At 69.3% G+C, this 22,226-nt stretch carries 21 protein-coding genes; 12 read left to right on the top strand and 9 right to left on the bottom strand.

Annotation, left to right across the window (positions count from 1 at the left end; all coding sequences use genetic code 11):
* Positions 1 to 54 precede the first annotated feature (54 nt).
* From GLO27_RS11830 to GLO27_RS11820, 3 genes are all read right to left on the bottom strand, one after another.
* The gene (locus GLO27_RS11830; RefSeq protein ID WP_029260762.1) at positions 55 to 1,545 is read right to left on the bottom strand and encodes a DHA2 family efflux MFS transporter permease subunit; all 1,491 of its coding nucleotides are present in this window, start codon (positions 1,543 to 1,545) and stop codon (positions 55 to 57) included.
* Between the two features lie 97 nt (positions 1,546 to 1,642).
* The gene (locus tag GLO27_RS11825; RefSeq protein WP_051668226.1) at positions 1,643 to 3,256 is read right to left on the bottom strand and encodes a hypothetical protein; all 1,614 of its coding nucleotides are present in this window, start codon (positions 3,254 to 3,256) and stop codon (positions 1,643 to 1,645) included.
* A gap of 124 nt (positions 3,257 to 3,380) precedes the next feature.
* A complete protein-coding gene (locus GLO27_RS11820; RefSeq protein ID WP_021201466.1) occupies positions 3,381 to 4,349 on the bottom strand; it encodes a LysR substrate-binding domain-containing protein in 969 nt (322 codons plus the stop codon).
* Between the two features lie 83 nt (positions 4,350 to 4,432).
* Here GLO27_RS11820 and GLO27_RS11815 point away from each other — a divergent pair, with 83 nt between their 5' ends.
* Genes GLO27_RS11815 through kynU form a run of 9 tightly spaced genes read left to right on the top strand, consistent with a single transcriptional unit; the run spans position 4,433 to position 12,866 of the window.
* A complete protein-coding gene (locus GLO27_RS11815; protein WP_243844830.1) occupies positions 4,433 to 5,941 on the top strand; it encodes a 2-hydroxymuconic semialdehyde dehydrogenase in 1,509 nt (502 codons plus the stop codon).
* On the top strand, positions 5,938 to 6,774 hold the full coding sequence (locus GLO27_RS11810; RefSeq protein ID WP_292776987.1) for a fumarylacetoacetate hydrolase family protein: 837 nt from the start codon (positions 5,938 to 5,940) through the stop codon (positions 6,772 to 6,774). Before GLO27_RS11815 ends, GLO27_RS11810 begins: the two co-directional genes overlap by 4 nt.
* Entirely contained in the window at positions 6,771 to 7,709 is a 939-nt protein-coding gene (locus tag GLO27_RS11805; RefSeq protein ID WP_167255035.1) for an acetaldehyde dehydrogenase (acetylating), read from the top strand. The genes GLO27_RS11810 and GLO27_RS11805 overlap by 4 nt, the downstream gene beginning before the upstream one ends.
* Positions 7,706 to 8,740 carry a 4-hydroxy-2-oxovalerate aldolase gene (gene dmpG, locus GLO27_RS11800; RefSeq protein ID WP_167255033.1) on the top strand — a complete coding sequence of 345 codons (1,035 nt, stop codon included), beginning with the start codon at positions 7,706 to 7,708 and terminating at the stop codon, positions 8,738 to 8,740. Before GLO27_RS11805 ends, dmpG begins: the two co-directional genes overlap by 4 nt.
* Positions 8,737 to 9,540: a fumarylacetoacetate hydrolase family protein gene (locus tag GLO27_RS11795; RefSeq protein ID WP_167255031.1), complete on the top strand. Its 804-nt coding sequence runs from the start codon at positions 8,737 to 8,739 to the stop codon at positions 9,538 to 9,540. The genes dmpG and GLO27_RS11795 overlap by 4 nt, the downstream gene beginning before the upstream one ends.
* Complete coding sequence (locus GLO27_RS11790; protein ID WP_167255029.1) at positions 9,537 to 10,031, top strand: RidA family protein; 495 nt, start codon at positions 9,537 to 9,539, stop codon at positions 10,029 to 10,031. Before GLO27_RS11795 ends, GLO27_RS11790 begins: the two co-directional genes overlap by 4 nt.
* Positions 10,028 to 10,564, top strand: a complete 537-nt coding sequence (locus tag GLO27_RS11785) for a 3-hydroxyanthranilate 3,4-dioxygenase (RefSeq protein WP_021201459.1) — start codon at positions 10,028 to 10,030, stop codon at positions 10,562 to 10,564. The genes GLO27_RS11790 and GLO27_RS11785 overlap by 4 nt, the downstream gene beginning before the upstream one ends.
* Positions 10,565 to 10,570: 6 nt before the next feature.
* Complete coding sequence (locus GLO27_RS11780) at positions 10,571 to 11,563, top strand: amidohydrolase family protein (protein ID WP_021201458.1); 993 nt, start codon at positions 10,571 to 10,573, stop codon at positions 11,561 to 11,563.
* A 28-nt stretch (positions 11,564 to 11,591) separates the two neighbouring features.
* Positions 11,592 to 12,866, top strand: a complete 1,275-nt coding sequence (kynU, locus tag GLO27_RS11775; protein WP_021201457.1) for a kynureninase — start codon at positions 11,592 to 11,594, stop codon at positions 12,864 to 12,866.
* Positions 12,867 to 13,023: 157 nt separating this feature from the next.
* Here the strand turns inward: kynU and GLO27_RS11770 are convergent, their stop codons facing one another.
* Positions 13,024 to 13,755: a GntR family transcriptional regulator gene (locus GLO27_RS11770; RefSeq protein WP_167255027.1), complete on the bottom strand. Its 732-nt coding sequence runs from the start codon at positions 13,753 to 13,755 to the stop codon at positions 13,024 to 13,026.
* Positions 13,756 to 14,126: 371 nt separating this feature from the next.
* Here GLO27_RS11770 and GLO27_RS11765 point away from each other — a divergent pair, with 371 nt between their 5' ends.
* Entirely contained in the window at positions 14,127 to 17,813 is a 3,687-nt protein-coding gene (locus GLO27_RS11765) for an efflux RND transporter permease subunit (protein ID WP_167255025.1), read from the top strand.
* 141 nt (positions 17,814 to 17,954) lie between these two features.
* Here GLO27_RS11765 and GLO27_RS11760 read toward each other — a convergent pair whose 3' ends face one another.
* The gene (locus GLO27_RS11760) at positions 17,955 to 18,695 is read right to left on the bottom strand and encodes an alpha/beta hydrolase (protein WP_167255023.1); all 741 of its coding nucleotides are present in this window, start codon (positions 18,693 to 18,695) and stop codon (positions 17,955 to 17,957) included.
* 73 nt (positions 18,696 to 18,768) lie between these two features.
* Between GLO27_RS11760 and GLO27_RS11755 the strand changes: the two genes are divergently transcribed.
* Positions 18,769 to 19,467, top strand: a complete 699-nt coding sequence (locus GLO27_RS11755) for a WYL domain-containing protein (protein WP_021201453.1) — start codon at positions 18,769 to 18,771, stop codon at positions 19,465 to 19,467.
* A gap of 71 nt (positions 19,468 to 19,538) precedes the next feature.
* Here the strand turns inward: GLO27_RS11755 and rplI are convergent, their stop codons facing one another.
* From rplI to rpsF, 4 genes are read right to left on the bottom strand one after another with little or no spacing between them, the layout of a single operon-like run.
* Entirely contained in the window at positions 19,539 to 19,991 is a 453-nt protein-coding gene (gene rplI / locus GLO27_RS11750) for a 50S ribosomal protein L9 (RefSeq protein ID WP_021201452.1), read from the bottom strand.
* A gap of 11 nt (positions 19,992 to 20,002) precedes the next feature.
* Positions 20,003 to 20,257: a 30S ribosomal protein S18 gene (gene rpsR, locus GLO27_RS11745; RefSeq protein WP_017829850.1), complete on the bottom strand. Its 255-nt coding sequence runs from the start codon at positions 20,255 to 20,257 to the stop codon at positions 20,003 to 20,005.
* A 56-nt stretch (positions 20,258 to 20,313) separates the two neighbouring features.
* Positions 20,314 to 20,829, bottom strand: coding sequence for a single-stranded DNA-binding protein (locus GLO27_RS11740; protein ID WP_021201451.1), 516 nt, complete (start codon positions 20,827 to 20,829; stop codon positions 20,314 to 20,316).
* 5 nt (positions 20,830 to 20,834) lie between these two features.
* Complete coding sequence (gene rpsF / locus GLO27_RS11735; protein ID WP_021201450.1) at positions 20,835 to 21,203, bottom strand: 30S ribosomal protein S6; 369 nt, start codon at positions 21,201 to 21,203, stop codon at positions 20,835 to 20,837.
* A gap of 216 nt (positions 21,204 to 21,419) precedes the next feature.
* Here rpsF and GLO27_RS11730 point away from each other — a divergent pair, with 216 nt between their 5' ends.
* Positions 21,420 to 22,163: a hypothetical protein gene (locus GLO27_RS11730; RefSeq protein ID WP_167255021.1), complete on the top strand. Its 744-nt coding sequence runs from the start codon at positions 21,420 to 21,422 to the stop codon at positions 22,161 to 22,163.
* Positions 22,164 to 22,226: the final 63 nt, after the last annotated feature.

Genomic DNA, 22,226 nt, shown 5'->3' with positions numbered 1-22,226 from the left:
TCGTGCTCGTGGTCGGATTCGTTCTGGATGTTGGATCCACTGCGATCGCCGCCATCATCGTCCCTCTCTCACGACAGAACCCGCCGTCTGCGGGGTGGCCGGGGCTCCCCAGGCTCGCGGCTTCTCGAAGAACACCACGACGACCGCGCACACCGCGAAGGCGATGGCCGAGAGCAGCAGCGACTGCGACATGGCCGCGGCCAGTCCGCTCCCGTCCTTCGCCGACAGCTCGCTCCCCGGGTGGATCGCCCCTGGCACGAAACCGGTGATGTGCGCGGCGAGCGTCACGTTCATCAGCACCGCCAGCAGCGCCGATCCGATCACGGACCCCATCTGCCTGGTGGTGGAGTAGACGCCGGATCCCGCTCCTGCTTGCGTGTGCGGGAGATTGCGGGTGGCCGTCGACGCGAGCGGACCGAACATCCCCGATACGCCGACGCCCAGCAGCGCCGAGGGCAGAAGCAGGAGCCAGAACGGGGCGTCGATCGTCATCGTCGCCGCATACCAGGCCATGGCCACCGCCGAGATGACGAAGGCGGCGAAGGTGACCCACCGCGGACCGATCCGGTCGCTCAGCTTGCCGACGAACGGCCCGAGCACCCCCGAGACGACCGCCATCGGTGCGAGCATGAGCGCTGCGAGCGTCGGGTCGAGCCCGCGGGCGACCTGGAAGTAGAAGGCGAGGGGGACGGGCATGGCCGTGATGCCGACACCGACGAGGAAGATCGTGGCGTTCGCGACCGAGAAGTTGCGGTCGCGGAAGAGGCTGAGGGGCATGAGGGGCTCTGCACGATTGACGCGCTGCCACACGACGAAGAGCACCAGGAGCACGACGCCTGTGACGATGACGCCCCACACGGTGACCGGACCGAACATCACCCCCCAGTCGTAGACCTCGCCCTCCTGGATGCCGAAGACCAGCAGGAACAGTCCGAGTCCGGACAGCGCGACCCCCACCACGTCGAAGCGGTGCGGGTGTCCTTCGAGATCGGGGACCAGACGCCAGGCGACGACGAAGGCGACGATCCCGACAGGCACGTTGACGAAGAAGATCCACTCCCAGCCGACGGTGTCGGTGAGCACGCCGCCGAGGATCGGGCCGACGAGCGTCGCGAGCCCTCCGACAGCGCCCCACGCCCCCATCGCCTGACCCCGACCGCGCGGCGGGAACACCCGCGCGATGATCGCCATGGTCTGCGGCGTCATCAGCGCGGCACCGAAGCCCTGCACGGCGCGAGCCGCGATGAGCATCTCGATGCTGCCCGCCAGACCGCACGCGAGCGAGGCGAGGGTGAACAGCACGAGCCCCACGAGATAGACCCGTTTGGGACCGAAGCGATCCCCGAGGCGACCGGTCACCAGCAGGGGGACGGCGTAGGCGAGCAGGTAGGCACTGGTGACCCAGATGACCGTGGTCAGGTCGGCGTCGAACGCCGCGAGGATGACCGGGTTGGCGATCGCCACGATCGTCGTGTCGACGAGGATCATGAAGAAGCCGATGCACAGCGCCCACAGGGCCGGCCACGGCCTAACTGTCTGAGTCATGGATCACTTTCGGGAGGGATCGTCAGGGGGCGGGAGCCGGTGTCCGTCCACTCAGCCCCTTATGTGGAGGACGGACACCGGAGTTTCCGGGAAGAGTTCAGCCTTCGGTGGCGGGGAGACCGACCACGGGTTCACCCAGCAGCGGGGTCGACACCGCGTAGATGCCGTGGTTGGCGAAGAGCCAGATCACGTTGCGATCCCACTCCACGAAGATGCCGTGCACGGGTGCGGCGAGGTCATCGTCGTCCTTGAGGCCGATCGGAGGGACGAAGTACGCGCCGACCTGGGGGTTCTCCGGGTCGCGCACGTCGAAGATCTGCAACCCCGCGGCGTAGAACGCGTAGGGGATGACGCCGCCGTGCGGCGTGCCCGTGTTGGTGAAGTACCCCGAGCGCTTGGGCCCGAACGACCCGCGGCGCTGCGCCCAGTCGGTGAACGCGGCGTCTGCCGGCGGCGTCGGGCGGGGCAGCGTGCGCACGACCCGCGGGTTCGTCGGGTCGCTCACGTCGATCTGATAGATCTCCTTGGCCGGCTCGTAGCAGTCGGTGTTCATCGGGTAGCCCGAGACGTAGACGTAGCCCGTCTCCTCCACCTGGGTGGTGTCGACGTTGTCGCCCTCGGTGCCGGCGACGCTGACCGGCAGGTGGCACCAGCCGACGTGGTGGATGTTCGCGGGATCGGACACGTCGAGCACGAAGAAGCCCTGACCACCCTGGGCGGCGTAGCCGTACTTCCATCCGGACTCGACCGAGCGCGGCAGGAAGATGCCCATGCGCGAGCCGAACCACGAGGTCTTGTTGTTCCAGCGCTCGTTGTCCGCGAGGTACTCGGAATCCGCCTCCTCCCCGGCACGCGACCCGGGCACCCACCAGTTCGAGAGCAGTTCGGGCTTCGCCGGGTCCGACACGTCGTAGGCCGCGTGTCCGGCGGTCCACAGCGTGGTCTTGTACGGCTGGTTGGTGAAGGTGTTGTCGGGCGCGGTCGCCACGAACAGGTACTTGTCGCCGTAGTAGACCGGAAGGTCGAGCACGCCGTTGCCCTCCTGGATCTCGTCCGGCCCGTGGTTCGGATCGGTCGAGACCTCGGTGAGGAGGGTCCAGTCGCGGGGGCTCGGGCCGTTCATCTCCCACGTGCGGAAGCCGCGCAGGCCCTCCCACTCCTTCAGCTGGCCCTCGACGGTGTCGTCGATCCACTTGTTGGCGACGCGCCCCTTGAGGAAGTACCGCGGAGTCTCGCTCGCCTGGATCGCGATGTGCTTTCCGAGCTTCTGGTTCCACTGCACCGTGGTGGCGCCGAACTGCGGGCGGGGGTCGTCCCAGCCCCACTGCTCCTCGTCGACGATCGTCAGGTCGCGAGGGTCGGTGATGTCGTAGAGCTTCCAGTGGTTGCCGCCGCCGTAGTGGAGCATGAGGCGACGGCCGTCCCAGTCGTAGATGCACTGCCACGAGTGACTGGTGTTCACCACGATCGGGTAGAACGCCTCGGCCTTGGCGTTGAGCGCATACGTCTCGGGGTCGCGGTAGTCGAGCTGGCCCGGCCAGTCGATGAAGACGTCGCGCGGGACGGACGGCGTGTGCGCCGGCGGCAGGAAGGTACCGTCGGGCTGCATGCCCCAGCTGGAGGGATCGGGATCGGCCGGTTCACCCTCGACGCGCTGGAAATCCTCCGGGCGGTACTTCTTCGCATCGGGCACGTAGGGAGAGCCGGCCATGTCGCCTCCATTGGCTGAATCGGGTGAGATCGTCACGACGTGGTGTCGTTCTCATCAGGTTCGTCCCGGTGAAGCGATGCTGTCCAATATCCATACGGGTCAGAGCTATGACCGTTCGGGCATATCAGCCGGCGAAGCGCGGCTCCGTCTCCGCGTAGTCCCGCTCGAGCTCCGCCAGGCGGGCGCCCTCTTCGCGCAGATGGGTCAGCAGCGCGGTGGCCGCCGGCGACGGCGCCCGATCCTTCGGCACCGTCACGCCGACCGAGCGGCGGATGGAGCTCAACGGCGTGGGCAGGATCCGCAGTTCACGGTCGTCGACGGCGATGAACATCGGCAGCGCCGCGATCACGTCGGTCGAGATCAGCAGGGTGCGCAGTGTCAGCATGGAGGTGCACTCGACGCGGTCGGGCGGCAACGGCAGCCCCTCGTGGAAGAAGACCGCTTCGAGCTCGGCCCGGAGCGCCGTCTGGGCCACGGGGAAGATCCAGGGATACGCGATCAGCTCGGCGAGGGAGTTCGCCTTGACACCGCCGAGCACCGGATGCCCGGCCCGTGCGACCAGACGGATCGGCTCCAGGTGCAGTCGCTCCTGCTCGAGCCGCACCGGCACCGTCGGCGAGAGCCGCCCGACGGTCAGGTCGAGGTCGCCCGCGAGCAGCAGCTGCTGCAGGGTGTCCGGGGTGCCCTCGCGCACCACCACGGTCAGCCGTGGATGCTCGGCCTTCAGCGCCGCGATGGCCCGCGGCAGCAGCAGGTTGGAACCTGCGAGGTGCGTGCCGACGGTCACCGTGCCGAGCTGCCCCGACTGCAGCAGCCGCACCTCCTCCCCCGCGGCGCGCAGCTCGGCGAGCACCGAGCGGGCGCGCTCGATGAACGAGTGCCCGTATTGCGTCGGCCGCACGCCGCGCGGCAACCGTTCGAACAGCGGCACACCCAGCACCTCTTCGACCTCGCGGAGACCGCGGGTGACGACCGGCTGGGTGATGTGCAGCGACTCGGCGGCGCGCACCAGGGTGCCTTCGTCGGCGATGGCGGTGACGAGGACGAGGTGGCGGATCTTGACCCGCCCGTCGAGCAGTCGATCGGTGACCATGATCCGGACTATAGCCGTACGGGCATGGCAGTGCATCAAGAGAGTATTTGTCGGCATCCCTCGAACGTTCCTAGCCTGAGCCCATGCCTTCCGAGACGATGACGCCTCCCCTCCGTGCCTCCGAGCAGGAGCGAGCGCCCCGTGCCATCCACAACATGATCGCCGGCGAGCGCGTGGAGGGCATCGCCACCTTCGCGAAGGTCAGCCCGGTCGACGGCTCGGTCATCGCCGAGGTGCACGAAGCCGGCACCGAGCAGGTCGACCGCGCCGTGGCCGCCGCGCGCGCCGCGTTCGACGGGCCCTGGGGACGGATGACGGTCGCGGAGCGCGCCCGTCTGCTGCGCGGTGTGGCCGACGCGATCGACCGCCGCGCCGATGAGCTCGTCGCGGCCGAGGTCGGCGACACCGGCAAGCCCGAGGCACTCGCTCGCGACCTCGACGTGGCCCGTGCCGCCGCGAACTTCCGCTCCTTCGCCGACACGGTCTCGACGGCAGGCCTCGACTCGTTCCTCACCGAGCTGCCCGACGGCCGGCGCGCCCTGAACTACGCCGTGCGCAAGCCGCTCGGGGTCGTCGCCGTGATCGTGCCGTGGAACCTGCCGCTGCTGCTGCTCACGTGGAAGCTCGCTCCCGCCCTCGCCACCGGCAACACCGTGGTGATCAAGCCCTCGGAGGAGACGCCGTCGTCGGCGACGCTGCTGGCCGAGATCCTCGCCGAGGCGGGGGTGCCCGCCGGGGTCGTGAACGTCGTGCACGGTTTCGGCGCCGATTCCGCGGGCGAGGCCCTCACCACGCATCCGGGCATCGACGGGGTCACGTTCACCGGCGAATCGTCCACCGGATCCGCGATCATGCGGGCGGTCGCGCCGCGGGTGCGCCCGGTCTCGTTCGAGCTCGGCGGCAAGAACGCCGCGCTCGTGTTCGCCGACGCCGACCTCGATGCCGCCGTCGCCGGGCTCGCCCGCTCCACGTACCTCAACACCGGCCAGGTGTGCCTGTGCACCGAGCGCATCTACGTGCAGCGCGCGGTCTTCGATGAGGTGGCCGCCGGCCTCGCCGAGCACGCCGCCCGTCTGCGTCTGGGCCGCCCGGAGGACCCGGCCACCACCACCGGTCCTCTCATCTCGCAGGCGCATCGCGAGAAGGTGCGCTCGTACTTCGACCTCGCCGTCGCGGAGGGGGCGACCGTGCTCGCGGGCGGTGGCATCCCCACCCTCGGCGACGAACTCGACGGCGGATCGTGGATCGAGCCGACCCTGTGGACGGGCCTCGACAACAGCCACCGCACCGTGCGCGAAGAGGTGTTCGGTCCCGTCGCCGCCCTCATCCCCTTCGACACCGAAGAGGAGGCGATCCGATTGGCGAACGACACCGACTACGGCCTCGCCGCGGTCACCTGGACCACCGACCTGACCCGCGGACACCGTGTGGCGCAGCAGATGCGCACGGGCATGTCGTGGGTCAACACCTGGTATCTGCGCGACCTGCGCAGCCCCTTCGGCGGCGTCGGGCTCTCGGGCATCGGCCGCGAGGGCGGGCACCACTCGCTCGAGTTCTACACCGAGCCGACGAACGTGTGCGTGCAGCTGTGACCGGCCTCTCCGATTCCGTGCGCCTGGCGGACGAACGGCTGCGACGCGCGGCCGAATCGGGGCACCCGTGCGCCCCGGTGCGCGACCTGCTCGGCGAGACGGATCAGGATGCCGCGTACGCCGTGCAGTCTCTCGGCATCGCCCGCCGCCTCGACGACGGTCGACGGGTCGTCGGCCGCAAGATCGGCCTCACCTCCCCCGCCGTGCAGACGCAGCTCGGCGTCGACAGCCCCGACTACGGGGTGCTGCTCGACGACATGATGTTCGCCGACCGCGAGCCGATCGACCTCACCCGCTTCCTGCAGCCGCGCGCCGAAGCCGAGGTCGCCTTCGTGCTCGGCAGCGACCTCGACTCCCCCACCACCCACGTCGCCGACGTGATCCGTGCCACGGAGTTCGTGCTGCCCGCGATCGAGGTCGTCGACTCCCGCGTGGCCGAGTGGGACATCCGCATCACCGACACCATCGCCGACAACGCCTCGAGCGGGGCGGTCGTGCTCGGCACCACGCCTCGGCGCCTCGACGGGTTCGATCTGACCGCGCTCAGCATGACGCTCGACCGTGAGGGCCGTCCGGTCTCGACCGGTTCGGGGGCCGCGTGCCTCGGCAGCCCGGTGATCGCGGTGGCCTGGCTCGCCCGCGAGGTCGCCCGCCGCGGGCAGCCGCTGCGCGCCGGCGAGGTCATCCTCTCCGGCGCCCTCGGCCCCATGGTCGACGCGACCGCCGGGGTGTATCGCGCCCGACTCGACGGTCTCGGCGAGGTCCGTGCCGACTTCTTCGGCACGGCATCCGAACGAGCGTCGGGCACATCAGCGGAAGGGGCTGCGGCATGACCGTCGGCATCGCCATCATCGGCTCGGGCAACATCGGCACCGACCTGCTCATCAAGGTGAAGCGGCTCTCGACCACGTTGCACGTGGTCGCGATGGCCGGCATCGACGAGCACTCCGACGGCCTCGCCCGTGCGCGACGGCTCGGTGTCGCCACGACCCACGCGGGCGTGGACGGACTGATCGCGATGCCCGAGTTCGCCGACGTCGAGCTCGTGTTCGACGCCACCTCGGCCGGCGCCCACGCCCGCAACGATGCCCTCGTGCGCAACGCCGGGCGCCTCATGGTCGATCTGACCCCCGCCGCGATCGGGCCGTACGTCGTGCCCGTCGTCAACCTCGACGCGCACCTCGGTGCGACCAACGTCAACATGGTCACGTGCGGCGGCCAGGCCACGGTACCGATGGTGGCCGCCGTGTCGCGCGTCGCCCCGGTGGCCTACGCCGAGATCGTCGCCTCGATCGCCTCGAAGTCGGCCGGTCCCGGCACCAGAGCGAACATCGACGAGTTCACCGAGACCACGGCCCGTGCGCTGGAGGTGATCGGCGGCGCCGACCACGGCAAGGCCATCATCGTGCTCAACCCCGCCGACCCGCCGCTCATCATGAGGGACACGGTGTTCTGCCTGGTCGAGGGCGACCCTGAAGCCTTGGATCGGGATGCCGTCAGCGCCTCGGTCGCCGACATGGTCGCCGCCGTGCAGGCCTACGTCGGGGGTTACCGTCTCAAGCAGCAGGTGCAGTTCGACGCGGTCGACGAGGCCTACGTGCCCGCGCTCGATCGACCGTTCCGCGGGACGCGCGTGACCGTCCTGCTGGAAGTCGCCGGCGCCGGCCACTATCTTCCGGAGTACGCGGGCAATCTCGACATCATGACCTCGGCCGCCCTGCGCACGGCCGAACGACTCGTCGCCGAACGGACAGGGGTTCCCGCATGACCACCTCATCTCCCCGCGTCTACGTGCAGGACGTCACCCTCCGCGACGGCATGCACGCGATCGGCCACGGCTACACGACCGACCAGGTGCGCGGCATCGCCCGTGCTCTCGAAGCGGCGGGCGTTGATGCCATCGAGGTCGCGCACGGCGACGGCCTCGGCGGTTCGAGCGTGGCTTACGGACAGGGAGCGCACACCGACTGGCAGTGGATCGAGGCGGCGGCCGAGGTGCTCGACCGCGCCGTCCTGACCACCCTGATCCTTCCCGGCATCGGCACGATCGACGACCTCGCCCGGGCCCGCGACCTCGGCGTCGCGAGCGTGCGGGTCGCGACGCACTGCACCGAGGCCGACGTCGCCATCCAGCACATCACCTGGGCGCGCGAGCACGACATGGACGTCTCAGGCTTCCTGATGATGAGCCACCTCAACGACCCGCGCGGTCTCGCGGAGCAGGCGAAGATCATGGAAGCGGCTGGCGCGCACTGCGTGTACGTCACCGACTCGGGCGGGCGCCTCACGATGCGCGACGTCGCCGACCGCGTCGACGCCTACCGCGAGGTGCTCGACCCCGGCACGCAGATCGGCATCCACGCACACGAGAACCTCTCGCTGAGCGTGGCCAACAGCGTCACGGCCGTCGAGCACGGCGTGTACCGGGTCGACGCCTCGCTCGCAGGGCAGGGTGCCGGAGCGGGCAACTGTCCGATCGAGGCGTTCATCGCGGTGGCCGACCTGCTCGGCTGGGAGCACGGCTGCGACCTGTTCGCCTTGCAGGATGCGGCGGAGGAGCTGGTGCGTCCGCTGCAGCGCCGCCCCGTCCGCGTCGACCGCGAAACCCTCACGCTCGGCTACGCCGGGGTGTACTCGAGCTTCCTGCTGCACGCCGAGCGCGCGGCCGAGAAGCACGGCCTCGACGCCCGCGACATCCTCGTGGAGCTGGGCCGCCGCCGCATGGTGGGCGGCCAGGAGGACATGATCGTCGACGTCGCGCTCGACCTTGTCGCCACCCGTTCGGGGGTGACCGCATGACCGCGGACGCGGTGTTCGCCGCCGCGCTCGACACCGCGCAGCGCACCGCGACCGCGATCAGCCAGCTCTCCGCATCCGCAGAGGTCGATCTCGACACCGCGTACGCCACGCAGCATGCACTGATCGCCCGTCGGATCGCCCGCGGCGAGCGCCTCACGGGCCTCAAGCTCGGGTTCACGAGCCAGGCGAAGGCGCAGCAGATGGGCGTGCATGACGTCATCGTCGGCAGCCTCACCGATGCGATGCGCCTCGACGACGGAGCGGCGTTCGACCGGCGATCCGCCATCCACCCGCGCATCGAGCCCGAGGTCGCGTATCTGCTGGGCGCCGACATCGACGGCTCCGACACCGACCGCCCGTTGAGCGAGGTCGTCGCGGCGGTGGCTCCCGCACTGGAGATCATCGACTCCCGGTACCGGGACTTCCGTTTCAGCCTCGCCGATGTCGTCGCCGACAACACGTCGGCCGCCGCGTACGTGATCGGCCCCTGGACCCCGTTCGTCCAAGCCGGTGCCCTCGACAACAGGGCCGTGCGGCTCGAGGTCGACGGCAGGATCAGCGCCACAGGCTCCACCGCGGCCATCCTCGGCGACCCCGGCCGTGCCGTCGCCGCGGCCGCGCGCCTCGCCTCCCGCCACGGCTTCACGCTGCGCGCCGGCATGGTCCTCCTCGCCGGTGCCGCGACCGCCGCCGTCCCGCTGCCCGACCAGGGCACGGTCGAGGCGACGATCACCGGCCTCGGACGCGTCTCCATCCACACCCGCGACGGATCCGACAGCCTCGAGAAGGGATCACGATGACAACATCACGCGGCATCCTCGTCGAGGGCAAGGCGACGCCCCGAGGTCGCTTCCCGCATGCCAAGGTCTCCGGCGACCTGGTCTTCGTCTCGGGCACGTCCAGCCGACGCCCCGACAACTCCATCGCCGGAGCGGAGGTCGACGAGTTCGGCGCGACCCGGCTCGATGTCGCGGTGCAGACCCGCGCGGTCATCGAGAACATCCGCGAGGTGCTGGCCGCCGCCGGCTGCACCCTCGACGACCTGGTGCAGGCGACGAGCTTCCTGGTCGACATGAACGACTTCGCTCCCTACAACGCGGTCTGGGCCGAGTACTTCGACGAGCAGGGACCCGCCCGCACGACGGTCGCCGTGCATGCCCTGCCGCATCCGCACCTGCGCATCGAGATCCAGGCGATCGCGCGCCGCCCCGACACAACGATCGAACACAACACCGCTGACCACAACACCGCTGACCACACCACCGCTGCCACTCTCGAGGAGGAGAAATGAGCACCACCACACCCGTCATCCCACCCGTGATCGATTTCCCGGCCTGGATCAAGGAGAACGAGCATCTCCTGAAGCCGCCGGTCAACAACAAGGCCGCCTGGACGCCCCTGGGCGACTTCATCGTGCAGGTCGTCGGCGGCCCGAACCAGCGCACCGACTTCCACTTCGACCCGTACGAGGAGTGGTTCTACCAGTACCGCGGCAACATGCACGTGAACATCCAGACCCCCGACGGCCTGCAGCGCATCGACATCCGCGAGGGCGAGATGTGGCTGCTCCCCGGTAACGTCTTCCACTCCCCGCAGCGCCCCGAAGAGGGCTCCATCGGGATCGTGATCGAGCGCATCCGCGAAGAGGGCACGCTCGAGAAGTTCGCCTGGTTCTGCCCGAACTGCAATGCCAAGGTGCACGAGGTCGAGCTGCAGGTGCGCGACATCGTCGAGGACCTGCCGCCGGTGTTCCGCGACTTCTACGAGAGCGAAGAGGGGCGCACCTGCCCCGAGTGCGGCGCCGTCCACCCCGGCAAGGGCTGAAGCCCCTTGGGCACGATCGACGTCCACACGCACTTCGTGCCGAGTTCCTGGCCCGACCTGTCGACACAGGTCGGGCCGGGTGTCTGGCCGACCCTGCGGGTGGATTCCGAGCGCGAGGCGATGATCATGCTCGGCGAGACCGAGTTCCGCCGCGTCGGCGACGACTGCTGGGATGCGTCGGTGCGCGTGGCCGACATGGACGCCGATGGCGTCGAGATGCAGGTCGTCTCTCCCACGCCGCTGTTCTTCTCGTACGACAAGTCGGGTGACGAGGCCGTCAAGGTCGCGCGCATCTTCAACGACCTCGCTCTGGAGATCTGCGCTCCGGCCCCCGGCCGGCTGATCCCGTTCGCACAGGTACCCCTGCAGGATCCGGATGCCGCGTGCGCGGAGGCCGACCGCGCGATCGCCTCGGGCCACGCCGGTGTCGAGATCGGCAACCACGTGGGCGACCGCGACCTCGACGACGAGGGCACGGTGACCTTCCTGCAGCACTGCGCCGACAGCGGCATCCCGGTCTTCGTGCATCCGTGGGACATGCCGGGCTCCCCTCGTCTCGACCGCTGGATGGCCCGGTGGCTCACCGGCATGCCCGCAGAGACGCACCTGTCGATCATCGCGATGATCCTGGGCGGGGTCTTCGATCGCGTCCCGCCCACCCTCCGCCTGGCGTTCGCGCACGGCGGTGGTTCGTTCGCCTTCTGGCTGGGCCGGTTCGAGAACGCCTGGCGGCAACGCCCCGACCTCATCGGCGTCAGCGAGCGGCCGCCCTCGGCCTACCTGGACCGTTTCAGCGTCGACAGCGTCGTGTTCGACCCCGTGGCCCTGCGCGTGCTGGTCGAGACCCTCGGCGCCTCCCAGGTGATGGTGGGCAGCGACTACCCCTACCCCCTGGGCGAGCGACCCGTCGGCGGCGTCATCGACCGGGCCGACTTCCTCGACGAGGCGCAGAAGAGCGCCATCCGCCGCGACAACGCCCTGCGATTCCTCGGGCGCTGACCCGCATGATCTCGAACGGACCCGCCGCATGAGCACCACCTCCACCCGCCCCGCCATCGACCGCGCGACCTGCACGGCCCTCGACGATGCCGATCCGCTCGCCTCGATGCGCGAGCGCTTCGTGCTGCCCGACGGTGTGATCTACCTCGACGGCAACTCGCTCGGAGCGCTGCCCCGCCACACCGCGGCGCACCTGCAGCGCGTGATCACCGAGGAGTGGGGCACCGGCCTCATCCGCAGCTGGAACGATGCCGGGTGGTTCGCCAAGCCGCGCACGATCGGGGACCGCATCGCGCCGCTCGTCGGAGCGGATGCCGGAGAGGTCGTGCTCGGCGACTCCACGTCGGCGAGCCTGTTCCAAGCCGTGGTCGCTGCGGTCAGACTCCGACCGGGACGACGCGTGATCGTCGCAGAGCGGGGCAACTTCCCCACCGACCTCTACATGCTCGAAGCGGTGCAGGAGCTGCTCGGCAGCGGAACGCCCCTGGAGCGCCGACTGATCTCCGACGACGGCCCCACGTTCGACGACGTGCTCGACGATCACGTCGCCGTCGTCGTGCTCACCCAGGTCGACTACCGCACGGGACGCATGCACGACATCGCCGAGGTCACGCGCAAGGTCCACGCCGCCGGCGCCCTCGTGGTCTGGGATCTGTGCCACAGCGTCGGTGCCGTGCCGATCGACCTGAACGCCGCCGACGCCGACTTCGCGGTCGGCTGCACCTACAAGTACCTCAACGGCGGCCCCGGTTCGCCCTCGTTCATCTGGGCGGCCGCTCGGCATCACGATGCTGCCCGCCCCGCCCTCACCGGCTGGCACGGCCACGCGCGGCCGTTCGACTTCACCGTGGACTACACCCCGGCCCCGGGCATCGAGCGGTTCCGCGTCGGCACCCCGCAGCTGCTCTCGGTGGCCGGACTCGAGGCGAGCCTCGACATCTGGGACGACGTCGACCTGGAGCTCCTCCGCGAGAAGAGTCTGCGGCTGACCGAGCTCTTCATGTCGCTCGTCGACACCCGCCTCACACCGCGCTGGGGCATCGAGCCGGTGACCCCCCGTGAGTCCGCCCGCCGTGGCAGCCAGGTCTCCCTCCGACACGAAGACGGCTATGCGGTGATGCAGGCGCTGATCGAGCGCGGAGTGATCGGCGACTTCCGCGCCCCCGACCTCATCCGCTTCGGGTTCACACCGCTCTACACCTCCTACACCGACGTGTGGGATGCGATCGACGCGCTGGAAGACGTGCTGCACAGCGAGATCTGGCGTGAACCTCGCTTCGCACGTCGCGGCACCGTCACCTGAGAGCACCGTCACCTGAGAGCACCGTCACCTGAGGACACGGTCACCTCAGGTGACGGTCACCTAGGTCACACACCTGCATGACTCCTGCCCGGATGGATGAACGGACTGGTGTGCCGCGTCATGCATCCGTGTAGGAGTCATGCATTCGCCCCAGGCGTCAGGCTCCGTCGCCGGCAGCCTCGGTCGCCGCCGCGTCGAGCAGTGCGATGACGCCGTCGCGCACGTGGTCCAGGTGCGATTCGAGCACCCGGAGCGCCGCGTCCGCATCTCCAGCTGCCACGACGTCGATCAGCTCACCGTGGGAGTGGTCATGTGCGCCGGGAGAGACCAGACGCCAGCCGAGCACGTAGCGTCCGAGCTTGAGCCGCAGCTGCTCGATCATCTCCCACATCACCGGCCGGGCCTCGGCGTCGTAGAGCGTCGCGTAGAACTCGGTGCGGGCCTCGACGAACTCGCCGCCCTCCGAGATGTCGTCCGCCGTCTTCGCGAGCTCCCGCAGCCGGCTGACCCGCTCCGGGGTGATCTCCTCCATCGCCAGGCGCAGTGCGTCCTTCTCGAGCAGCGTGCGCAGGTGGTAGACCTCGGTCGCCTCCTGCACCGAGAGTGCCCGCACCATCGCGCCGCGGCGGGCATGGAAGACCACGAGGCCGTCGGCCTCCAACTGGATCAGGGCGGAGCGGATCGGCAGTCGCGAGATGCCGATGGACTCGGCCAGGGTCTCCTGCCGCAGCTTCATCCCCGGAGGCAGGGTGCCGTCGAGGATCGCATCGCGGATGATGTCGTAGGCCATCGCTCCGACGGACCGGTATCCGGCTCCATGTCGCTGCGCGAGCTTCTGCAGAGCCTCGGCCCGTTCCTTGGGCGACGCGGCGTTCCCTGATTGCACCATGGGAGCGAGAGTATCGGATCATCCCGGCCAACTCTGCATTCTGGATCCAAAATCACCTCGCGTCGCGGGACCACTGCCGCGCCTCGGCGTGCGCACGCCGGGGCGCCCGGGACGCATGTCGGGCCGGGCACGCCGAGTCCACCCGCGGGGGGACGAGGATCACCCCGCGGGAGGATGCCCCGGCACCCTCGACCCGGCAGGCTCGAACTGTCGATCGTGTCGCCGAAGCTCAGTCGCCTCTCGTCGCGCTGAGCCGGAGCCACAGGATCCCGCTCAAGTGACGAGGGTCGGGTGACCACAGGCGGCTTCCGCGTCGCGCGCGTGCTTCTCGGCCTGCCGCAGCGACCCAGCCGAAAGCACCTCATCGCTCCATGTCGTTCCTCACACGCAGCAGTCTCAAGAACCGCCTGATCCTCTCTCTCGCGACGCTCGCCGTCGTCGTCCTCGGCCTGATATCGATGGGTTCCCTCAAGCAGGAGCTGATGCCCTCGCTGCAGGCTCCGATGGCGTTCATCTCCGCACAGTCGCAGGGCCTGGCACCCGAGGAGATGGCGAGCAGCGTGACCGAGCCGCTCGAACAGGCGGTGCGAGCGGTTCCCGGCGTGACGAGCGTGACCTCGACGACATCGAGCGGCAACGCGCAGGTGCTCGTCGAGTGGACCTTCGGCGAAGACGACGAGGAGACGCTGCGCACCATCCGCAGCGCGGCCGAGTCGCTGAAGCCGAGCTTCCCTTCGGACACGGAGGTCAGCGTCGCGTCCGGCGGTGCGGGCGACCTGCCGGCCATGGCACTGAGCGCCGGCACCAGCGGCGACCAGGAGGCGTTCGGCGATGCGCTCCAGCAGACCGTCGTCCCGGCGCTGAAGGGCGTGCCGGGTGTGCGCGACGTCACACTCGCCGGCCAGGAGACGCAGCGCATCACGATCGACCTCCGCCCTGCCGACGTCACCCGCCTGAAGGTCGAGCCCTCGACGCTCGGACCGATCCTCGAAGCGCATGGCGCCGCCCTCCCGGCTGGACAGGCGGATTCCGCCGAAGGCCCCCTCTCGATCACGGTGGGGTCGCGTCTCGCGACGCCGGAAGACATCCAGGCGCTCCCGGTGCCCACGAGCGAGGGGGCCGTCACGGTCGCGGAGTTCGCCGACGTCACGGTCGAGACCGTGCCGGCGGAGACCATCTCGCGCGTCAACGGCAAGCCGTCGCTCACGCTGCAGGTGATGCCGGCACAGGGTGCCAACGTCGTCGACATCTCCCACGGCGTGAACGCCGAGCTCGACCGGCTCGCGCCGATCCTCGACGCCGAGTTCGTCACGATCTTCGACCAGGCCCCCTACATCGAGCAGTCGATCCACGACCTCTCCGTCGAGGGCGGGCTCGGTCTGCTCTTCGCGGTGCTCGTGATCCTCGCGTTCCTGCGCTCGTGGCGCTCGACGGTCATCGCGGCCGTGTCGATCCCGCTGTCGCTGCTGATCACCCTGGTGGGCCTGTGGTGGAGCGGCAACACCCTCAACATCCTCACCCTCGGCGCCCTCACCATCGCCATCGGACGTGTCGTCGACGACTCCATCGTGGTGATCGAGAACATCTCCAGACGCCGTGGTGACGGCCCGCTCACGATCGACGGCATCGTCGCCTCTGTGCGTCAGGTCGCCGGGGCCATCACCGCCTCGACACTCACCACGGTGGCGGTCTTCCTGCCGATCGCATTCGTCTCGGGCATCGCCGGCCAGCTGTTCCGACCGTTCGCGGTGACCGTCTCGATCGCGCTTCTCGCCTCGCTCGTCGTCTCGCTCACGATCGTGCCGGTGCTCGCATCCTGGTTCCTCAACAAGGCTCCGAAGCAGCGCGCCGCCGACGCAGACACGGCTCAGCCTGCGGCCGAGGGCATGACGACCGACGCAGCTCCTGCCGCCGCAGCCACCGCGGTGGCGGCAGAGGTCGCGGCTCCTGCCGCGGCGACCGTCTCGCCGTCGCCGTCTGCGGAGAGCGACGTCCCGTCCGAGCTCGACGAGATCCACACCGCCCCCGACCGGCTGCAGCGCACGTTCATGCCGGCGTTGAACGCGACCCGTCGTCACCCCGTGATCACCCTCGTCGCCTCCGCGCTGCTGCTCGTCGCCACGCTGGGGATGACACCGTTCATCCAGACCGACTTCCTCGGTTCCTCCGGCCAGGCCACCCTGCAGGTCGTCCAGACGCCCCCGAAGGAAGCCACCGCCGACCTGGTCGCCGCGGCCGAGCCGGTGGAGAAGACTCTCGGGAAGGTTCCGGGCATCGCCGACATCACCACCTCGATCCCGGTCCCCACTCCCGGCACCCCGGCGTCGATCACGTACGACCTCCGTCTGAAGGACGGCTCCGACGTCGCCGAGGTCGAATCGGAGGTGCAGAAGGCGCTCGACGGGCTTCCCGACAGCGGTGAGATCGACCTCGCGTCGCAGGACGCCTCGCTGGCAGGTGCCGGTGACGGCATCGACCTGCAGATCCAGGGCAACGATCCGGCAGCATTGCGCGCGGCGAGCGACCTGCTCGAGAAGCAGCTCGCCGACGCCGACGGCGTGCGCTCCGTGAAGAGCGAGCTCGCAGGCGAGCAGCCGGTGCTGCGGGTGAAGGTCGACGAACCGTTGGCCGCGCGCCTCGGCTTCGACCGCGCCACGATCGCGAAGGCCGTGCAGGAGGCACTCTCCGGCACCACGGTCGGCACGCTCATGTACGAGGGCCGTGAGCGCGACATCGTCGTGCGCACCCCTGGTGCGGCGCGCACCGCCGACAAGATCGGTGAGATCATGCTCCCGGTCACGCCCCAGCAGACCGCCGAGGCGCAGAAGGCGGCAGCGGATGCGCTCCAGGCCAAGGCGGAGGCGAAGGCCGCAGAGGCGAAGACCAAGGCCGAGAACGAACTGAACTCGCAGATCAACACCGCCACGAAGCAGCGCGCCGAGCTCGCCGGCCAGATCGGGGCCCTGAATAGGCAGCTCGCCGAGCTTTCGGCGGCACCGATCGTGCCCGAAGACCCGCTGAGCCCGGATGAGGAGGCCGTGCTCAAAGCGCAGGCCGAACGCGCCGAGCAGCTCGCGGCGCTGCAGGGTGCGATCGAGGGGGCCCAGTCCGGCGTCGCGGCGGCGGACGAGCAGATCAAGGCCCTGCGCCAGAGCCGCAGCGACGCCGCGGCCCAGCAGGCCGAGGCCGATGCCGCCGAGGCCGAGCAGAAGGCGGCCGCCGAGGTCACCGGCACGGCGATCCCGCTCGCCGCGATCGCGACCGTCGAGGAAGAGCTCACGGCGCCGACCATCACGCGCGCCGAGGGCGAGCGTCAGGTCACGCTGACCGTGACCCCGGAGAAGGGCGGGCTCGCGGCTGCCGGTCGGGCGATCGACAAGGCGATCGCCGACACCGATCTGCCGGCGGGAGTCACCTTCCTGCAGGGCGGCGCGTCCGCACAACAGGATGAGGCCTTCAGCCAGCTCGGACTGGCGATGCTGGCCGCCATCGTTCTCGTGCTGCTGGTGATGGTGGCGACCTTCCGCAACTTCCGCGGACCCCTCGTGCTGCTCATCTCGATCCCGTTCGCAGCGACCGGCGCGATCCTCGGCCTGCTCCTCACCGGAACCCCGATGGGTCTTCCCGCCCTGATCGGACTCCTGATGCTCATCGGCATCGTGGTGACGAACGCCATCGTGCTCATGGATCTCGTGAACCGCCTTCGTGGGGCGGGAGCGAGTCTCGACGAGGCGGTGGAGCATGGAACCCGCCTGCGCCTGCGACCGATCCTGATGACGGCGGCCGCGACCGTGTTCGCGCTCGTCCCGATGTCTCTCGGGCTGACCGGCGGCGGAGTGTTCATCTCGAAGCCGCTGGCGATCGTCGTGATCGGCGGCCTGGTGTCGTCGACGCTGCTGACTCTGGTTCTGGTCCCGGTTCTCTACACGCTCGTGGAGCGCAGTCGGGAACGCCGGATCGCCAAGCGCGCCGCGCGACGAGCCCGGCGCGAGGAGCGTCGTGCCGCTTCGGCCGAGACGTCGACGGACATCTTCGAGGTCACGTCCGAGAAGCCGTAGCCCCGAGGCACGGCGACGTGCGGCACATGTCGGGAGAATCGGGCGGATCCCCTGCGGACCCACCCGATTCTCCCGACTTCCGCGCTTTCTCCAGGCATCCGTGCCGGGGTACGGGATCGGGGCGCTGGCTCAGGGGTGGGTTCAGCGGCCGCGCGACGCGGCCGCCTGGATCAGCTCGGCGAGGTCACCGGGACGGCTCCACATCGGCCAGTGCCCCGTGGGCAGGTCGACGACGTCGAGGTTGTCGAGCATCGCGACCTCGGCGAACATGGGATGACCGGTGCGCGCGAGTTCGAGCAGCTGTGCACTCGGAATCGAGCAGCAGATCAGGGTGGTCGGGATCGCGCGTCGCTCGTCGTTCGTGAGCTCGACGGGCTGACGCAGCACGGGCCCGGGCTCGGGAACGGCCCGCTCGCGAAAACGCTCGAGCACCTCTGCACTCAGGCCTTCGAGGCTCGCCTGCTGTCCCAGCACCTCGAAGGGCGGAAGCGGAAGTTCCTCCACGTCGTCCGGAAGGTCGGGCGCGAACACGCTCCCGGCGGCCACCGGGCCGGAGTCGACCCACACCACGCGTGCGATCAGGGCGGGGTGTCGGTCGAGCACGAGGCTCACGGGGGCGTTCGCCCCGCTGTGCGCGACGATGATCGCGGGCTGCTGCTCCGAGACGCCGAGCTGGCCGACCTCGTCGAGAATCGCGTCGGCCTGGTCATCGAGCGTCTTCGCCGCCCGCGCGGGGTCGGTCGCGTCGAGACCCGGCAGCGTCATCGCGACGGCGCGAGACCTGTCGGCGCCGAGGCTTTCGAGGACCTCGTCCCACGCCCAGGCACCCAGCCAATGGCCCGCGATGAGAAGGATGGTCGGAGTGCTCGTCGTGTGTGTCATACCCCCATGCTGCTCCGCACTGTGGACAGGTGTGTGTCACTATTCATGTCATGAATTCCCCACGGATCGAACGATGAAGCGCGCAGAGCGTCTGCATGCCCTCTCCGAGATGCTGCGCCGCAGCGGGTCGCGGGGGACGTCGGCCGAACGCCTGGCCCGCGAGTTCGAGGTGTCCGTGCGCACGGTCAAGCGCGACCTGGCGGCCCTCGAGCGCGGTGGAGCACCGCTGTGGTCGCGCCCGGGCCCGGGCGGCGGCTACGGATTGGCGGCAGGTGCATCCCTGCCACCCGTCAGCCTCTCCCCCGCGCAGGCCGTGGCGCTGCTGGCGGCCGTGTCCGCCGCATCCGATGCTCCGTACGCCGACTTGGCCGCAGCCGCCGTGCGGAAGATCCTCGACGTGCTCGATCCCCGCACCCGTGCGCGAGCCGACGAACTCGCCCACCGCGTCTGGGTCGACGCGTCACCCATCCCCTCACGCGCGATCAGATCGGCACTGGAGGAGGGCATGGCGGAGCAGCGGGTGGTACGCATCCGCTACACCGCAGGAGACGGGAGCACCACCACCCGTGATGTCGAACCCGTGCTGTTCGCCTCCACGAACGGCCAGTGGTATCTGGTCGGATGGTGCCGACTGCGCGACGCCATGCGGTGGTTCACCGTGTCGCGTGTCGAGAGGGCCAGCGTGACCGCGACGGCGTGCAGCGGCCACACCGTCGATGAGGTCGGCGAACCCCCGGCGAACGCCCGACCGGTGCACGGTCGGAGCGGGTGAGGCGGCGCCGATCACCCTCGGAATGCAGAACGCCCCCTGTCCCGAAGGACAGGGGGCGTTCTCGACGTGCCTTACTTGGCGGCGACGACCTGCAGCGTGATCACTGCGGTGACGTCGTCGTGCAGACGCACGGTCGCCTCGTGCTCACCGGTCACCTTGATGGGCGACGGGATGTGCACCTTGCGCTTGTCGATCGAGCCCAGGCCGGCGGCTGCGACAGCATCCGCGACGTGGTCGGTCTTGACGGAGCCGAAGAGACGACCCTCCTTGCCGGCCTTGACCGTGAGGCGCACCTTCGTGCCCTCGAGAGCGTTCTTCAGTGCGACAGCGTCATCACGATCGTGGATCGCGCGTGCCTGACGCGCGGCCTGGATCGATGCGACCTGCTTTTCGCCACCGCGGGTCCACGCCGTAGCGAAGCCCTGCGGGATGAGGAAGTTGCGGGCGTACCCGTTCTTGACCTCGACCACGTCACCGGCGCTACCGAGCCCGGCGACCTCGTTCGTGAGAATCAGCTTTGCCATCTCGATACCCCTTACCGGCCGGCGCCAGCGTAGGGCAGGAGCGCCATTTCGCGCGCGTTCTTGATCGCCGTGGCGATCAGACGCTGCTCCTGCACCGAGACACCGGTGATACGACGGGCACGGATCTTGCCGCGCTCCGAGACGAACTTGCGAAGGGTGGCGACATCCTTGTAATCGATGACACCGACCCGGATGGACTTCGCGGGAGCGGTGGGCTTGCCACCCTTCCGCGGCTTGCGGCGGTCGCCGCTCGACTTTCCAGCCATAGTTTTTCCTTAGTGATGAGCGGATGCCGGCCGTGCAGGCCGGATCCAGAAGTTGTTCAGAACGGGGTGTCGTCGCCGAAGCTGCCGGGAGTGCTCCAGGCATCCGCGCTGGTCGACGAACCGGGCGTGGACCACGGCTCCTCCGACACCTGCTGCTGCGCGGGACGGGACTGTCCACCGCCACCGGCACCGCCGGCACCGCCGGTCGAGGCCGCACGGGTGACCTGCGCGGTCGCGTACCGGAGCGAGGGGCCGATCTCGTCGACCTCCAGCTCGATCGCGGTGCGCTGGTTGCCCTCGCGGTCCTGGTAGGAGCGCTGACGCAGACGGCCCTGCGCGATGACGCGCATGCCCTTCGTCAACGAACCCGCCACGTGCTCGGCGAACTCGCGCCAGACGGATGCACGGAGGAACAGCGCATCGCCGTCCTTCCACTCATTCGCGGCACGGTCGAAGTTCCGAGGCGTCGATGCGATGGTGAAGTTCGCCACCGGCAGCCCGTTCTGCGTGTAGCGCAGCTCGGGGTCGGCCGTGAGGTTTCCCACCACGGTGATGACGGTTTCGCCGGCCATGAGACTTAGGCCTTCGCAGCCTTGGCGGCCTTGCGGGCAGCCTTCTCTTCGGAGCGCTTGGCCTCGGAGGCGATCATCGCCTGAGCCTCTTCAGCGCGGAGCACCTTGGTGCGCATGATCTGCTCGTTCAGCTTCAGCTGACGGTCGAGCTCCTGCGTGGCGGCGCTGGTCGCGGTGAAGTTGACGACGGCGTAGATGCCCTCGGTCTTCTTCTGGATCTCGTATGCGAGACGGCGCTTTCCCCAGATGTCGACGTTCTCGATAGAGCCACCATCGTTGGTGATGACCTTCAGGAACTTGTCGAGCGTCGGGGCGACCTGGCGCTCGTCGATCTCGGGGGTCAGAATGACCATGAGTTCGTACTGGTGCGTCACTTACCCACCTCCTTCGGACTAGAACGGCTCTCGGGACTTTCCCGGGAGCAGGAGGGTGTGTGCACGTGCCCGCCTCTGGAATCCCGAATGGACGCCGCAAGGCAGACAACCTCGACAGTCTAGCGGAATCACGCGTCCGCCGCGAATGACGCCCGACACCACGACTGCGGCTCGCGAGAACCTCTGCGACGTTTGGCATGCTGGGACGAGTGCCCGATGACGGTCATCGGGCATCTCGACCTGAGGGGGGACGCGATGCGCGTCAACAAATGGGGGGTCGGCGTCATTCTCGCCGCCGCCGTGCTGCTCACGGGATGTGCAGGGGGCGGATCGGACACGACAGCCGAGAAGAAGCCCGACTCCGGGGCATCGCAGGAGGCGGAAGCGCCGAAGACGGACTGCCCCGAGCTGAAGGAGGGCGCGACCGTCGACGGCTCCACGCTGGCGGAGTGCGTGACGGCGGCGATGACCGACACCGCCGGATTCTCGGCGACGATGACGACTGTGGGCATGGAGTCGACCACCCGCTACAACCCGGCCGACAAGGCCGTCGAGACCAGCACCAGCTTCGGCTCGGTCATCGTGATCGGCGACGACGCCTGGGTGAAATCCACCACCGGCGAGTGGCAGGTCGCCGACGAGAACTCGACCGACCAGGAGATCAGCACGCTCAGCACCGCCGCGAAGGCCGTCGACGCCTCCGACCCGATGGGCGTGGCCGACACGCTCTCCGGCGAATACACGGTCACCGGCACGGGCTCGCGCCTGGGCCAGGACGTGTACCTGCTCAGCGGCACGACCGAGTCGCAGGGGTCGACCGTCACGATGCTCTTCGAGGTCACGAGCGACTACGTGGTGCTCGCGGCCAACGCCTCCACTGAGGTCGAGGGCCAGAAGATCGAGAGCGTTCAGGAAGTCACCGAGTGGGACGTGAAGCAGGACATCGTCGCACCGCTCTGACGCCGGTGACCCGTGCGGGCCGGGGCTGCAGCCTCGGCCCGCACGGTCCTCTCACGGCCGGCG

It is taken from the genome of Microbacterium sp. Be9 (assembly GCF_011754135.1).
GTDB lineage: Bacteria > Actinomycetota > Actinomycetes > Actinomycetales > Microbacteriaceae > Microbacterium > Microbacterium maritypicum_A.
Note: the sequence above shows the minus strand (reverse complement) of the source record. Positions and strands in the feature narration are given on the sequence as shown.

What these genes read in the sequence shown, in the direction of transcription:
- GLO27_RS11755 (WP_021201453.1), top strand. Translation starts at nt 18,769, where the DNA reads ATGAAGCGCGCAGAGCGTCTGCATGCCCTCTCCGAGATGCTGCGCCGC.
- GLO27_RS11785 (WP_021201459.1), top strand. Translation starts at nt 10,028, where the DNA reads ATGAGCACCACCACACCCGTCATCCCACCCGTGATCGATTTCCCGGCC.
- GLO27_RS11730 (WP_167255021.1), top strand. Translation starts at nt 21,420, where the DNA reads ATGACGGTCATCGGGCATCTCGACCTGAGGGGGGACGCGATGCGCGTC.
- GLO27_RS11820 (WP_021201466.1), bottom strand. Translation starts at nt 4,349, where the DNA reads ATGGTCACCGATCGACTGCTCGACGGGCGGGTCAAGATCCGCCACCTC.
- GLO27_RS11760 (WP_167255023.1), bottom strand. Translation starts at nt 18,695, where the DNA reads ATGACACACACGACGAGCACTCCGACCATCCTTCTCATCGCGGGCCAT.
- GLO27_RS11815 (WP_243844830.1), top strand. Translation starts at nt 4,433, where the DNA reads ATGCCTTCCGAGACGATGACGCCTCCCCTCCGTGCCTCCGAGCAGGAG.
- rpsR (WP_017829850.1), bottom strand. Translation starts at nt 20,257, where the DNA reads ATGGCTGGAAAGTCGAGCGGCGACCGCCGCAAGCCGCGGAAGGGTGGC.
- GLO27_RS11830 (WP_029260762.1), bottom strand. Translation starts at nt 1,545, where the DNA reads ATGACTCAGACAGTTAGGCCGTGGCCGGCCCTGTGGGCGCTGTGCATC.
- GLO27_RS11770 (WP_167255027.1), bottom strand. Translation starts at nt 13,755, where the DNA reads ATGGTGCAATCAGGGAACGCCGCGTCGCCCAAGGAACGGGCCGAGGCT.
- GLO27_RS11825 (WP_051668226.1), bottom strand. Translation starts at nt 3,256, where the DNA reads ATGGCCGGCTCTCCCTACGTGCCCGATGCGAAGAAGTACCGCCCGGAG.
- GLO27_RS11795 (WP_167255031.1), top strand. Translation starts at nt 8,737, where the DNA reads ATGACCGCGGACGCGGTGTTCGCCGCCGCGCTCGACACCGCGCAGCGC.
- GLO27_RS11765 (WP_167255025.1), top strand. Translation starts at nt 14,127, where the DNA reads ATGTCGTTCCTCACACGCAGCAGTCTCAAGAACCGCCTGATCCTCTCT.
- rplI (WP_021201452.1), bottom strand. Translation starts at nt 19,991, where the DNA reads ATGGCAAAGCTGATTCTCACGAACGAGGTCGCCGGGCTCGGTAGCGCC.
- dmpG (WP_167255033.1), top strand. Translation starts at nt 7,706, where the DNA reads ATGACCACCTCATCTCCCCGCGTCTACGTGCAGGACGTCACCCTCCGC.
- GLO27_RS11805 (WP_167255035.1), top strand. Translation starts at nt 6,771, where the DNA reads ATGACCGTCGGCATCGCCATCATCGGCTCGGGCAACATCGGCACCGAC.
- kynU (WP_021201457.1), top strand. Translation starts at nt 11,592, where the DNA reads ATGAGCACCACCTCCACCCGCCCCGCCATCGACCGCGCGACCTGCACG.
- GLO27_RS11790 (WP_167255029.1), top strand. Translation starts at nt 9,537, where the DNA reads ATGACAACATCACGCGGCATCCTCGTCGAGGGCAAGGCGACGCCCCGA.
- GLO27_RS11740 (WP_021201451.1), bottom strand. Translation starts at nt 20,829, where the DNA reads ATGGCCGGCGAAACCGTCATCACCGTGGTGGGAAACCTCACGGCCGAC.